Source organism: Pseudotenacibaculum sp. MALMAid0570 (assembly GCF_040151415.1).
GTDB lineage: Bacteria > Bacteroidota > Bacteroidia > Flavobacteriales > Flavobacteriaceae > Polaribacter.
The window spans coordinates 202,292-215,274 of the sequence record NZ_JBDKWF010000044.1 but is presented as its reverse complement, the minus strand read 5'-3'; the positions used below and the strand labels follow the sequence as shown (position 1 = coordinate 215,274).

General features: G+C 34.0%; 14 protein-coding genes. 9 read left to right on the top strand and 5 right to left on the bottom strand.

All coding sequences use genetic code 11. The annotated features are described in order from the left end of the window. The first annotated feature begins 28 nt into the window (after positions 1-28). From AAON49_RS03080 to AAON49_RS03045, 8 genes are all read left to right on the top strand, one after another. Positions 29-412: a DUF423 domain-containing protein gene (locus tag AAON49_RS03080; protein ID WP_349552563.1), complete on the top strand. Its 384-nt coding sequence runs from the start codon at positions 29-31 to the stop codon at positions 410-412. A gap of 82 nt (positions 413-494) precedes the next feature. Beyond that, positions 495-2,096 (top strand): phosphoenolpyruvate carboxykinase (ATP), encoded by a 1,602-nt coding sequence (pckA, locus tag AAON49_RS03075; protein ID WP_349552562.1) that lies wholly within the window; start codon positions 495-497, stop codon positions 2,094-2,096. A gap of 102 nt (positions 2,097-2,198) precedes the next feature. After that, entirely contained in the window at positions 2,199-3,302 is a 1,104-nt protein-coding gene (locus AAON49_RS03070) for a DUF2891 domain-containing protein (RefSeq protein WP_349552561.1), read from the top strand. Continuing rightward, entirely contained in the window at positions 3,295-4,527 is a 1,233-nt protein-coding gene (locus AAON49_RS03065) for an Nramp family divalent metal transporter (protein WP_349552559.1), read from the top strand. Before AAON49_RS03070 ends, AAON49_RS03065 begins: the two co-directional genes overlap by 8 nt. Then, positions 4,527-5,234 (top strand): 5-oxoprolinase subunit PxpA, encoded by a 708-nt coding sequence (gene pxpA / locus AAON49_RS03060; RefSeq protein ID WP_349552557.1) that lies wholly within the window; start codon positions 4,527-4,529, stop codon positions 5,232-5,234. The genes AAON49_RS03065 and pxpA overlap by 1 nt, the downstream gene beginning before the upstream one ends. Before the next feature lies 1 nt (position 5,235). Continuing rightward, entirely contained in the window at positions 5,236-5,946 is a 711-nt protein-coding gene (gene pxpB / locus AAON49_RS03055) for a 5-oxoprolinase subunit PxpB (RefSeq protein WP_349552555.1), read from the top strand. Continuing rightward, positions 5,943-6,359 carry a hypothetical protein gene (locus AAON49_RS03050; protein ID WP_349552553.1) on the top strand — a complete coding sequence of 139 codons (417 nt, stop codon included), beginning with the start codon at positions 5,943-5,945 and terminating at the stop codon, positions 6,357-6,359. The genes pxpB and AAON49_RS03050 overlap by 4 nt, the downstream gene beginning before the upstream one ends. Continuing rightward, complete coding sequence (locus tag AAON49_RS03045; RefSeq protein ID WP_349552551.1) at positions 6,356-7,189, top strand: 5-oxoprolinase subunit C family protein; 834 nt, start codon at positions 6,356-6,358, stop codon at positions 7,187-7,189. Before AAON49_RS03050 ends, AAON49_RS03045 begins: the two co-directional genes overlap by 4 nt. 11 nt (positions 7,190-7,200) lie before the next feature. Here the strand turns inward: AAON49_RS03045 and AAON49_RS03040 are convergent, their stop codons facing one another. The 5 genes from AAON49_RS03040 to AAON49_RS03020 form a co-directional block, all read right to left on the bottom strand. Then, a complete protein-coding gene (locus AAON49_RS03040; protein WP_349552549.1) occupies positions 7,201-7,725 on the bottom strand; it encodes a hypothetical protein in 525 nt (174 codons plus the stop codon). 66 nt (positions 7,726-7,791) lie between these two features. Next, positions 7,792-8,223 carry a DUF1801 domain-containing protein gene (locus tag AAON49_RS03035; protein ID WP_349552547.1) on the bottom strand — a complete coding sequence of 144 codons (432 nt, stop codon included), beginning with the start codon at positions 8,221-8,223 and terminating at the stop codon, positions 7,792-7,794. 11 nt (positions 8,224-8,234) lie between these two features. Further along, positions 8,235-9,227 carry a hypothetical protein gene (locus AAON49_RS03030; RefSeq protein WP_349552545.1) on the bottom strand — a complete coding sequence of 331 codons (993 nt, stop codon included), beginning with the start codon at positions 9,225-9,227 and terminating at the stop codon, positions 8,235-8,237. A gap of 118 nt (positions 9,228-9,345) precedes the next feature. Then, positions 9,346-11,811, bottom strand: a complete 2,466-nt coding sequence (locus tag AAON49_RS03025; protein ID WP_349552543.1) for a sodium-translocating pyrophosphatase — start codon at positions 11,809-11,811, stop codon at positions 9,346-9,348. Between the two features lie 113 nt (positions 11,812-11,924). Then, a complete protein-coding gene (locus AAON49_RS03020; protein WP_349552541.1) occupies positions 11,925-12,437 on the bottom strand; it encodes an inorganic diphosphatase in 513 nt (170 codons plus the stop codon). A gap of 113 nt (positions 12,438-12,550) precedes the next feature. Here AAON49_RS03020 and AAON49_RS03015 point away from each other — a divergent pair, with 113 nt between their 5' ends. Further along, the gene (locus tag AAON49_RS03015; RefSeq protein ID WP_349552540.1) at positions 12,551-12,982 is read left to right on the top strand and encodes a hypothetical protein; all 432 of its coding nucleotides are present in this window, start codon (positions 12,551-12,553) and stop codon (positions 12,980-12,982) included. The last annotated feature ends 1 nt before the right edge of the window (position 12,983 follow it).

Below are 12,983 nucleotides of genomic sequence, written 5' to 3'. Positions count from 1 at the left end.
CCCTGCAATCGTTTTTATAGATTAGATTATGAACAAAAATTTAAGTATTACTGCATTTTTAGGGTTAACTGCCATAGTATTAGGAGCTTTTGCTACACATAGTTTAAAAGAAAAATTATCATCAGAAGCTATGGCTAGCTTAGAAACAGCTATTCGTTATCAAATGTATCATGTATTGGTACTATTATTTGTAAACATATATCAAGAATTTTCAGAACGATTTAAACAGAGAGTTAGTATACTCTTCTTTTTAGGAATTCTATTTTTCTCAGGTTCTATATATACGATCTATTTGTTAGGAGTTTCAGCTAAGAGTATTTGGTTTGTAACCCCAATAGGAGGCTTGTTATTAGTTTTAGGTTGGTTGCTACTTTTTGTGTTTTTCATTCGAAAAGTAATCAACAAAAAATAGTGAATAAAAAAAGGATAGAAGACTTGTGGTGTAGAAAATATCCTTAATTTTGCCTCAATTAAGACAAACTAAAAAATAGGAAATGATAGATGTAAATACGAAATCGATTTCGTTAGATGGTCTAGGAATTGAAAATGCTACCATCCGTTATCAGCTGTCTTCTAATGATTTACACAAAATCACTTTAGAGAAAGGACAAGGAAAAGAATCTTCTTTAGGAGCAATTGCTGTTAATACAGGAGAATTTACTGGTCGATCGCCAATGGATCGTTTCATTGTAAAAGATGAAATAACCAAAGATGAAATTTGGTGGGGAGATATCAATATCCCTTTTGATCCTGAAAAATTTGACAAATTATATGATAAAGTCGTTTCGTATTTATCAGGAAAAGAAGTCTTTGTAAGGGATAGTTATGCATGTGCTGATCCTAGCTACAAATTAAATATCCGAGTTGTGAACGAATACCCATGGAGTAACATGTTTGCTTATAACATGTTTTTACGTCCAACAGAAGAAGAACTTAAAGACTTCGATCCTGAGTGGACAGTTATCAATGCTCCTGGATTTATGGCAGATGCAGAGATTGATGGAACTCGTCAACACAACTTTGCTATTTTAAATTTCGGAAAGAAAATTGCCTTAATTGGAGGTACAGGATATACTGGAGAAATTAAGAAGGGAATTTTCTCTGCGTTAAATTTCATTTTACCAGTATTTAAAAATACATTACCAATGCATTGCTCAGCTAATGTTGGAAAAGATGGCGATACAGCCATCTTTTTTGGTTTATCAGGTACAGGTAAAACAACATTATCTGCCGATCCAGATAGAAGATTAATTGGTGATGATGAGCATGGTTGGACTAATGAAAATACAGTGTTTAACTTCGAAGGAGGTTGTTATGCAAAAGCAATTGACCTTACAGAAGAAAAAGAACCTGAGATTTATCATGCAATCAAAAAAGGAGCTATCCTTGAAAATGTGATTATGGATGAGAATGGAGTAGTAGATTTTTCAGATGTTTCCATCACTCAGAATACTCGTGTAAGTTACCCTATTTATCATATTGATAATATTCAACCAGGATCAACTGGAAAAAATCCAAAGAACATTTTCTTTTTAACAGCTGATGCATTTGGAGTACTACCTCCAATTTCAAAGTTAACACCAGGTCAGGCTGCATATCATTTTATCTCTGGTTATACAGCAAAAGTAGCTGGAACTGAAGCTGGAGTTACTGAGCCATTACCTAGTTTCTCAGCTTGTTTTGGTGCTCCTTTTATGCCATTACATCCTACAAGATATGCTGAAATGTTGAGCAAGAAAATGCAAGAAGCTGGTGTAAATGTTTGGTTGGTAAATACTGGATGGACCGGAGGATCTTATGGAGTAGGACATAGAATGGCGTTAAAGTATACAAGGGCCATGATTACTGCTGCTTTGAATGGAGAATTAGGAGAAGTTAGTCATGAAACCTATCATAAACATTCAATTTTTGGATTACATCATCCAAGACAAATAGAAGGAATTCCTGAAGATATTTTACATCCAAGAAAAACTTGGAAAGACGAAGAGGTTTATTACCAAACTGCGATGAAATTAGCAAACTCTTTCAAGAAGAACTTTAAAAAGTTTGAAGAGTTCGCAAATGAAGAAATTATGTCTGGTGGGCCACTAGTTTAAATTTAGAATCAACAAGTATAGGAAAGCATCTCTCCCGAAGTTTCGGGATGAGATGCTTTTTTTATGGATTATTTTCTACTTTTAGAAGATATTAAACTAACTATGAGATACATCTATCTAATTGGGCTTTTCTTTTTGATGAGCTGTAATCAAACAAAAGAAGAAACTAAAAAGAATGTTACTAAAACTTCATTAGTAACACCAAAATTAACATTGGAACAAGCAAAAAGGTTAATTCAATTACCAGTTCATTGCATCAATGTAGAGTACCCAAATAAGTTAAATCAGACAATTGGAGGTAATGAAGATTTACAATCTCCTAAAGAATTACATCCAGCATTCTACGGGTGTTTTGATTGGCATTCGTCCGTACACGGACATTGGAGTTTAGTTTCGCTAATTAAACAATTTCCTAATCTAGAAAATGCTGAGGAAGTAAAAAAGATGTTATTAACCAACATTTCTAAAGAAAACATTGAAAAAGAAGTAGCTTATTTCTTTGGAAAACACAACAAGAGTTATGAACGAACTTATGGTTGGGCTTGGCTATTAAAGCTTGCTGAAGAATTACACACTTGGGATAATGAAACAGCAAGAGAATTAGAGAAAAATCTACAACCGCTTACAGATTTAATCGCGAAAAAATATATTGAATTTTTACCAAAACTCAAGTATCCAATTCGTGTTGGAGAACACACAAATACTGCATTCGGACTCACCTTTGCTTGGGATTATGCCAATACTGTTGGAAATAAGGAATTAAAAGATATAATCGAAAAAAGATCTAAAGAGTTCTTTATGAAGGATGCAGATTGCCCAATTACATGGGAACCTAGCGGTTATGATTTTCTATCACCATGTTTACAAGAAGCCGCAATGATGAAGCGAGTGCTTTCTAAAGAAGAGTTTGCTAGATGGTTTGCCAAATTTTTACCAGAGCTTAAAAGTCCCGACTATCAATTGGCAGTAGGAGAAGTTTCTGATAGAAAGGATGGAAAACTTGTGCATTTAGATGGAGTAAATTTCTCTCGTGCTTGGTGCTTGTATACCATTGTAAAAGACATGCCAGAGTATGACCATTTGAAAAATATCGCAGCAGAACATATCAATTACTCACTGCCTAATTTGGTAGGAGATAGTTATGAAGGAGGCCATTGGTTGGGAAGCTTCGCTATTTATGCTTTAAATACTTCAACCGATGATTAAGAACATTTTTAAAAATATTGGCCCTGGAACTTTAGTGGCGGCAGCCTTTATTGGTCCTGGAACTGTAACTTTATGTACGCTTGCGGGAGTTAATTTTGGCTTCAATTTACTTTGGGCAATGGTCTTATCAATTCTAGCCACAATTGTCTTGCAAGAAATGGCGGCAAGATTGGGGATTATTTCCCAAAAAGGATTGTCTGAGGTTATCAAATCAGAAATCAAAAACCCAATAGTTAATCAGTTTATGATGCTGTTAATTTTGTCAGCTATTGTTGTTGGTAATGCTTCGTATGAAGCTGGAAATATTAGCGGAGGAATTCTAGGATTGGAAACAATATTTGGTAAATCAGTATTAGAGTTTGGAGGTTTTTCAGTCAATATGATGAGCCTTTTAATCGGAGCAATTGCATTTGTTTTACTCTACATAGGAAACTATAAGTTTTTAGAAAAAGCCTTGATTACCTTAGTTTTGTTAATGAGTGTCTCGTTTATCATTACCGCTATTGTTACTAAACCAAATATTCTAGAAATTCTAAAAGGTGCTTTTGTACCTAAATCGCCAGAAGGAAGTTTGCTCACTATTATTGGTTTGATAGGAACCACTGTAGTTCCGTATAATTTGTTTTTGCATGCTTCTTTGGTGAAAGAAAAATGGAGTCAAAAAGAAGATTTAAAAGCTGTACGTAAAGACACAATTGTTTCTATTGTTTTGGGAGGATTGGTATCGATGGCTATTATAATATCAGCTGCATCAATTAGTTCTGGAGAAGTAAACAATGCTGCTGATCTAGCAAAAAGCTTAGCACCATTATATGGCGATTTTGCCAAATACTTTCTGGCGTTAGGATTGTTTGCAGCTGGAATTACATCTGCAATAACAGCTCCCTTGGCAGCAGCCTATGTTGCCAAAGGATGTTTTGGTTGGAAAGATGGATTAAAATCTAAGAAGTTCAGATTTGTTTGGGCAACAATCTTATTGTTAGGTGTCGCTTTTTCATCTTTTGGATTTAAGCCAATTGAGATCATCAAATTTGCACAAGTAGCCAATGGAATTTTATTACCTGTAATTGCAGGAGTGTTGTTATGGGTAGTGAATAAAAAAGGAGTGCTAGGAGATTTTGTGAATTCTAAAACACAAAATGTTTTAGGAATTATCATTTTAGTAACTACAATCTTCTTAGGATTAAGAGGATTGGATAAAGTTTTTGGATTTAATTTATTCTAATGATTGACTTTAACTGCGACGTAGGAGAGGGATTGAACAACGAGCATTTACTTATGCCATTAATTTCTTCTTGCAATATTGCCTGTGGCGGTCATGCAGGTTCTATTGAAATTATCGATAAAGTTCTTCAGCTGGCTATTGAAAACAATGTAAAGATTGGAGCACATCCAAGTTTTCCAGATAAGGAGAATTTTGGTCGCAAAATCATGGAAATTACAGATGAGAAATTGCAACAAAGTCTCAAAGAACAAATGCTTCTTTTCAAAGAAAGAGCAGCATTGCAAAATGGAAAGATTCACCATGTAAAACCGCATGGAGCATTGTACAATTTAATAGCTGTAAATGAAGAAAAAGCATTGTTGGTTGTAAAAGCCATTCAAGAGGTTTTTGGAACTATAAAAATCTATGTGCCATACAATTCTGTCATTGAAAAAGTAGCCATTGAAAGCGGACTCGAAATTGTATACGAAGCATTTGCAGATAGAAATTACAATGACAATTTAACCTTAGTTTCTAGAGCGCTTCCTTATGGAGTAATTACTGATAAAGAAAAGGTTGTTGCCCATGTAAAAAGAATGGCAGAAAAATCTGAAGTAAAGACAGTGCAAGATAATATCAAAGAGATAAAAGCAGATACTTTCTGTATTCATGGAGATAATAAGAACGTATTGGAAATTCTGGAAGCATTGAAAAGCGAATCAAATTAGATTGGACTTTTATAACCTAACATACAAGTCTTTTGGAGAATCCGCTATCTTAATAGAGTGGCCGGCTCAAATAGATGAAGGCATAATTCAAGATATAGTTGCTTTTGAAAGTAGCATTAAAAATAATAATGTCTTGGATACAATTATTGCCTACAATTCTTTGACTATTTCATATAAAGAAGAGGTCGACTTTACATCTGAAGTTTCTAAGCTGAAATCATTGTACAAAAAAAGACAGAATAATAGGGAACAAGAATCAAAGCTTTGGGAAATTCCTGTGTGCTATGACCTTAAATTTGGATTGGATTTGGAAGAGTTGGCAACTGAAAAGAAACTATCTGTTGATACAATCATTCGATTACATTCTGAGCCTAGATATCTTATTTATTTTTTAGGGTTTCAACCAGGGTTCTTGTATTTAGGAGGATTGAATGAACGCATTCACATGCCACGAAGAGAAAATCCTAGATTGCGAGTTGCTAAAGGAAGTGTTGGGATAGGAGGAGAACAAACAGGAGTCTATCCGTATGAATCTGCTGGAGGCTGGAATTTGATTGGGCGATCACCCATTGATTTTTTTGATGTTTCAAAATTGCAACCTTGTTTTGCGAAAGCTGGAGACCGAATTCAGTTTGTGCAGATTGATTTGGATGCATTTTATAAGATAGAAGATTTAATTAGTAAAGGAAAATATCAAATAAAGAGTATATGAAAAAGTTGGTTTGGAAACTAGTATTGCCTTTAACTGTATTGTCCTTTATGCTTTTTACTCAGTCCTGGCATGTTTTTGTAGCAGATGGGCCAGATGTATACATGAGAGGCTTTCCATTGATATGTGAGAGTCCAGGATTTCATACTTCGATGTCTAAACAGCTATTTGTAGCAGAGTTTTTAGGTAACCTATCTGTTTATTTTTTGTTCTGGTTTCTGGTTGTGTTTCTTTTCAATCGGTTTGTATTGAAAATTAAGGTTCGTAAATTCGTTTATAGATTTCTGATTTTTCTATCCATTTTGATATTAGCGTTGTATGCATCAATGTTGACTCTCGGGGATGTAGAGTTTAAATTTACTAGAGACTTTGATATTGAGGTAAAATCAACAAGTATAACTTTCTTAGGATTATGATCAAGGTATTACATCCAGGGATTTACTGCTCTGTGCAAGATCAGGGCCGATTAGGATTGGCTAAAAAAGGAATTCCTAGAGCGGGTTCTATGGATAGTTTTTCTGCTGATTTGGCGAATGTTTTATTGCAAAATGATAAAAAAAGTGCGGTTGTAGAAATCACATTTGGTCAAGGAAAGTTTGAGTTTACTTCGGGTGCTTATATCTGTTTGACAGGTGGTCATTTCTCTCCAAAAATCAATGCTATTTCTGTCAAAATGAATGCAGTCTATGAAATGAAAAAAGGTGATGTATTATCTTTTGGAAAACGATTGTATGGAGCAAGAACTTATTTGGCAGTTCAAGGTGGAATTCAAACGGAACCTGTTTTAGAAAGTAGAAGCTTTTTTGCAGGAATTACCCAACAAAGACTTATTAAGGGTGATAAATTAAAAATTCTAGAACAAAAATTTCATGAATTGGGTCATGCTAGAATTAAGAGTCATGATGAACATTTTACATCTTCTGAATTGGAATGTTTTCCTGGCCCTGAATATGACTTGTTAGATAACAATCAAAAAAAGCGACTCAAAGAATCGTTTACTATTTCAAGTGATACTAACAGAGTTGGTTATCGGTTGAATGAACTTGTTGAAAACGATTTACCATCCATTCTTACTTCTGCTGTCTTACCAGGAACCGTACAGTTAACACCTTCTGGAAAACTGATTGTTCTCATGCGAGACGCTCAGGTAACTGGTGGTTACCCAAGAGTCTTGCAATTAAGTGAGTATGCTGTTTCTAGATTGAGTCAGAAAATAGCTGGAGAAGAAATAAATTTTAGGTATTAATTTTCTCTAGCTTATATTGGTTTTGCACTTTTCGTTACAAACACCTTATATTTTTCTTTCTTGTGAACAACTCGTTCTCCTGTAGATCCACTGTGATAATTTAAATTAAAACTATTGTAATATTGACTAATAGGTCCAATCATAAGGTATAAATGACCATTAGATCCAATATATTGAGATGCTCTTACAGTTGGAACATCTGAAGGTAAGTTTACTTGGCTATGACCTTTATAAATTAAATGCTCTTTACTAGGAGCATCTGCATATAAATAACCAACCCATGTTATCCACAAAGGTCTCCCTATACCATAAGAATATCCTCTTAGTTCATATCGATACATTTCTCCACATCTTTGTGTTTCTGGAGTCATAATATGATAGTAACGGTCTTGCCATTCTTCACCTTTTTTGTACCATTTTTCAGGATGTAAGAATTGTACTAGATTAGAGCGGTGAACAATCTTTTGAGAATCGGTTTTTAGTGTTTGTGTAGCTTCATCCGATTTAGAAGCTAATACTTTTTTTTCTGATGACATAATAAATGATTTATGATTCTTAATTGTAAATAGAATCATATAATCACCAGCAATCAATCCTTACAGTTAGGTATTTTTAAGGAAATTATCTCTTGAAACTTTGTAACATTTTTGTATCAAAGCTCTCAAAACATTCAAATCTACATCTGCCAATTTATTGATATACAAACATCCTCTGCCATGTTTGCATTTCCCTAGTTGATTAAGCAATTCTTTTTCTTGTGCAATATCCATGGTTAGATAGAGTGTAATCTTAGTTTTCCGAACAGCAAAACCTGTATGAAACCATTCGAATTCTTCTTTTCCGCCTTTACGCTTGTAGGAGTATTTTCCATAACCAATGATAAAATAATCACCCCATATTTTGGGTTCACAACCGGTGATTTCTTGCATCATTTTAAGGATTACCTTGGCATCTTCTTGTTTAGCAATAGGTTCAATACTTTCTATGTATTTCCATACATCTTTATTAGTTTCTTGAGTTGCGAGTCCGGCCATTTTTTTTTGAATTATAAGATTTGAGAAACGCTTGCAATTAATGGTAAGATCATCGAAAAAATTAGTTTTACATCATCTACAGATTCTTTTCCTATTTTCCACCATCCTAAGTTCATTACTCCAGTATCAGCCTCTATTTTTTTATCAATTTTGATTCGTTTTAAATGAAGCAAAGAAGGGATGAAGAAGAGTGCTAGAATTAAGGTAAATGTAAGTGCATATAAATAAATAAACTCATTAGGATAAATGGCGTCAATATTCGTAATCTGCTCACCAATCATTTTCTTTTGCAATTGTGTTCCTACAATAGAAATGGCTACTAAAAATCCAGTTACCAAAGCAAAAGTGTTCAATTTTTCACGTAATGATTTGTAATGAGCAGCCATATTCTCATGAAGGTTTTCATTTATAGAAAGATTTTTTGATGCTACATTAATTAGAATAATTCCAGAAAGAGGAACTACAGCAATTAACAAAAAAGTACCTACCAAAGCACGAACTATATCTGTATTCTCAGGAAAAATAATGCCAAAATATTTAGTAACTCCATTACCAGAAATTAATGATCTAAGTAAGATGAGATCTGTTTCAAGCGCAAACATCAATGCAAATACACCTATAAGTAATGGGATAAATGCAAAAATTGTAGTCTTTGAAAACTTAATATCAAATTCTTTAATGAGACTTCTAATAAGAAAAAAGAGTAGCCATGCAGCAATAATTCCTATGGCTAGAGAAGTACTGTGAAATGAGATCCAAAGTATGGTAGCAGGAAACACATTTAAATAATTACTTTTTTTTCCTTTAGATGTAATAATATCGGTTTGTACTTGATGTACTTTCTCAGAAACTTTTACTGTATCTTTTCCAATAATCATCATGCGTTCTGTTCTTTGATCGGGTTCAATTAAGAGTGAATCTCTCATCAATTGATTGGATGCTACATAGACAAAAAAGCCTATGACAATAATTAGTGATAGTGTGAAGGGCGTATTTTTTTTCATTTTCTAGCTTTTTCTAGTGAATAGAAAGTGTTCTAATTATTTGATAATGATGTGAATATATGAAAAATAAAAAAGCCGCTCATTTGAGCGGCTTTTTTATTTTTATAAGAAGTGGAGGTTATTTTTCTTCTTTCACCTCTTTTTTAATTCTTACTTTGATGTTTTTGTCGGTACCTTTAAAAGCTTCAATCTTCTTTTCTACTTCTTCTTTAGTTCCTTCAAAAATTTCTTCTTTAGTAACAGTTTCTCCGTTTTCAGTTGTAGAAGTTGTAACCACTGCTTTTACAGTTCCATCATCGTTCTTAGTCATTTTTACCTTTATCGATTTATTGATGTCTACATCTTTGTCAGAAATAAACTTAGCATTAGAAGTTACTTTAATCTCAGTTCCATCTTCTTGAATCCAAACGTTAGCATCAGCATGTTTTTCAGTACCGTGACCTCCTAACATTGGAGCGATTACTAATCCTACTAAACAAGTTAATTTAATTAAGATGTTCATAGAAGGACCAGAAGTGTCTTTAAAAGGATCTCCAACAGTATCTCCAGTTACAGCAGCTTTATGAGCATCTGAACCTTTGTATGTCATTTCTCCGTTGATTTCTACACCTGCTTCAAAAGATTTCTTAGCATTATCCCAAGCACCTCCAGCGTTGTTTTGGAAGATCGCCCACATTACACCAGATACACAAACTCCAGCCATGTAACCACCTAATGGTTCAGCTCCAAATAATACACCAATTAAGATTGGAGTAATAATGGTAATTAAACCAGGTAAGATCATTTCTTTTAAGGCAGCTTTGGTAGAGATGTCTACACATTTTGCATATTCAGGAGTTCCTTTTCCTTCCATAATTCCAGGAATCTCTCTAAACTGACGACGTACTTCTTGTACCATTTCCATAGCAGCTTTACCTACAGATTCCATAGCTAATGCAGAGAAGATTACAGGAATCATTCCTCCTACGAATAACATAGCTAATACATCAGCTTTAAAAATATTGATTCCGTCAATTCCAGTAAAGGTTACATAAGCAGCAAATAAAGCTAATGCTGTTAAAGCAGCAGAAGCAATTGCAAATCCTTTACCTACTGCAGCAGTTGTATTTCCTACAGAATCTAAAATATCAGTTCTTTCACGAACGTGTTCTTCTAGTTCACTCATTTCAGCAACACCACCAGCGTTATCAGCAATAGGACCAAAAGCGTCAATTGCTAATTGCATAGCTGTTGTAGCCATCATTGCAGAAGCAGCTAAAGCAACTCCGTAGAATCCTGCTAAGAAGTAAGATCCAAAGATTGCAGCAGCAAATAAGATAACAGATAAGAAAGTAGATTTCATACCTACAGCTAATCCAGCAATGATATTTGTTGCAGCTCCAGTAGAACTATTTTTTACAATGTCTAAAACAGGTTTTTTACCTAAACTTGTATAGTATGCAGTTACTACAGAAATTAATGCACCTACAGCTAATCCTATACAGGCAGCATAGAATACATTCATTGAAGAAACAGCCTTAGTCCCTTCTCCAAAGAAGTTCATTTGCATTGTTTCTGGTAACATCCAATCGATTAAGAAATAACTAGCAACTAATGTTAATAAGATAGAAACCCAGTTTCCTAAGTCTAAAGCTTTTTGTACTTGTGCCTCTTTAGCAGTATTGTCTTTAATTCGTACCAAGAAGGTACCAATAATTGATGCTAATACACCAACTCCAGCAATCACTAATGGCAATAAGATTGGTCCCATGTTGTTAAAGGCATCAGTAAACTGACTTGTAGCAGACATGTCTCTGATTACATAGTTTCCTAATACCATAGCGGCTAATACTGTAGCTACATATGAACCAAATAAATCGGCTCCCATACCAGCAACATCACCTACATTATCACCTACGTTATCAGCAATTGTGGCTGGGTTACGTGGATCGTCCTCAGGAATTCCTGCTTCTACTTTTCCTACTAAATCAGCTCCAACATCAGCAGCTTTTGTATAGATACCACCTCCAACACGAGCAAATAAAGCAATAGATTCAGCTCCTAAAGAGAAACCAGCTAAAGTCTCTAAAACTACAGTCATATCATTATAGAAGTCTCCACCTTCAGTCATAAACTGACCTAAGAAAACGAAGAATAATAAACTCAAACCTAGTACAGCTAATCCTGCAACACCTAATCCCATTACAGTTCCACCTCCAAAAGAAACTTTTAAAGCTTGTGGTAAACTTGTCTTTGCAGCTTCGGCAGTTCTTGCATTTGCTTCAGTAGCGATACGCATTCCAACATTACCTGCTAAAGCAGAGAAAAATGCTCCAATAATAAATGCAGGAATAATCATTACACTAGTAGTTTCTACATATTGTGAAATTCCAAAAAGAGCACCTGATGCAATGATTACAAAAATTAATAGTAAACGATATTCTGCACCTAAGAATGCTAAAGCACCTTCTTTAATTGCTTTTGAAATTTCTTGCATTCTGTCATTACCTGCAGCTTGTTTTTTTACCCATGACATTTTGATGAACATAAATAGTAATCCTAAGATTGCTAATGCCATTGGTACAAAAATGATATTTGCTTCCATATAGTTTGATTTTGTTTATTAAGCTGGGCAAAAGTAGTAAAATAGACTCGAAAAGAAAAGCCCTTTTATATTGAATATCAAAGGGCTGTTATTAAGTATGTGTTGTCTAAAAACTATATGGTAAAATTCCCTTTAGTTTTATGCTCGCTATTTTTATAACGTTCTACACACTTTTCATAGATTTCATAAGCTTCGTCTGCATTACCCCAGCCACCTACATCTACTTTCTTTTTCTCTAAATCTTTATACACTTGAAAGAAGTGAGTAATTTCTTTTTTTCTGTGTGGATTTAGGTCTGTAATGTCTTTATAAGTATTCCAAATAGGGTCGGTTACCGGCACGCAAATTAATTTTTCATCTGGGCCTTTTTCATCTGCCATGTGAAAAACCCCAATAGGTTTTACTTCCATAACACACATTGGAAAAGTAGGTTCAGTACCCATTACCAATACGTCTAAAGGATCTCCATCTAAAGCTAAAGTTTCAGGGATAAATCCATAATCACCTGGATACATCATAGACGAAAAAAGCATTCGATCGAAACGAATCTTCTTCAACTCAAAATCATACTCATATTTGTTTCTACTTCCTTTTGGAATTTCTATTAAAACGTCAAATGTTTTCATGCTTTTAATTTTGGGCCGCAAAGATAGGTAATTGTAATGTTGTGAACAATCTTATTTTAAAAGTATGTACTACATTTTTTAATTAACTTTATGAAAAATTTATTGAGTGTTTTATGCGATTTAGAAAAGGTTTTTTCTTTTTAATGTTGATTGTTGTTTTTGGTTGTGATCAACGTCAAGCTGATGTTCCAGTTTGTGGAAGATTTGCATTTGTGTCTTCTGATTTATTTAACAACGCAATTAATAGAGGAGATTTTTTAATTCAAAGTGCAAGAGTTGAAGGAGATTGCCTTTTAATGGATATTGCTATTAGTGCTACTTGTGATATTAATGATACTGAAGTAGAGTTAATTGATTCTGGAAATATTATCGATTCTAGCTTGCCAGAAAGAAATTTAAGACTACTCTTAGATACAGATGATAGATGTCAGTTTTCTGAAATGGTTACAGTTAGTTTTGATCTTCGTCCTTTAAGAATTTCTGGGAAAGAAGAAGTAATCTTAAACATTCAAGCTTTTAACGATGCAATTTCTTACACTTACTAAA

Excerpts from the sequence above, each read along its gene's own strand:
- AAON49_RS03020 (WP_349552541.1), bottom strand. The coding sequence starts at position 12,437 with ATGAAAACATTTGACGTTTTAATAGAAATTCCAAAAGGAAGTAGAAAC.
- AAON49_RS03035 (WP_349552547.1), bottom strand. The coding sequence starts at position 8,223 with ATGGCCGGACTCGCAACTCAAGAAACTAATAAAGATGTATGGAAATAC.
- AAON49_RS03015 (WP_349552540.1), top strand. The coding sequence starts at position 12,551 with ATGCGATTTAGAAAAGGTTTTTTCTTTTTAATGTTGATTGTTGTTTTT.
- pxpA (WP_349552557.1), top strand. The coding sequence starts at position 4,527 with ATGATTGACTTTAACTGCGACGTAGGAGAGGGATTGAACAACGAGCAT.
- AAON49_RS03030 (WP_349552545.1), bottom strand. The coding sequence starts at position 9,227 with ATGAAAAAAAATACGCCCTTCACACTATCACTAATTATTGTCATAGGC.
- AAON49_RS03070 (WP_349552561.1), top strand. The coding sequence starts at position 2,199 with ATGAGATACATCTATCTAATTGGGCTTTTCTTTTTGATGAGCTGTAAT.
- AAON49_RS03045 (WP_349552551.1), top strand. The coding sequence starts at position 6,356 with ATGATCAAGGTATTACATCCAGGGATTTACTGCTCTGTGCAAGATCAG.
- AAON49_RS03065 (WP_349552559.1), top strand. The coding sequence starts at position 3,295 with ATGATTAAGAACATTTTTAAAAATATTGGCCCTGGAACTTTAGTGGCG.
- AAON49_RS03080 (WP_349552563.1), top strand. The coding sequence starts at position 29 with ATGAACAAAAATTTAAGTATTACTGCATTTTTAGGGTTAACTGCCATA.
- AAON49_RS03040 (WP_349552549.1), bottom strand. The coding sequence starts at position 7,725 with ATGTCATCAGAAAAAAAAGTATTAGCTTCTAAATCGGATGAAGCTACA.
- AAON49_RS03025 (WP_349552543.1), bottom strand. The coding sequence starts at position 11,811 with ATGGAAGCAAATATCATTTTTGTACCAATGGCATTAGCAATCTTAGGA.
- pckA (WP_349552562.1), top strand. The coding sequence starts at position 495 with ATGATAGATGTAAATACGAAATCGATTTCGTTAGATGGTCTAGGAATT.
- AAON49_RS03050 (WP_349552553.1), top strand. The coding sequence starts at position 5,943 with ATGAAAAAGTTGGTTTGGAAACTAGTATTGCCTTTAACTGTATTGTCC.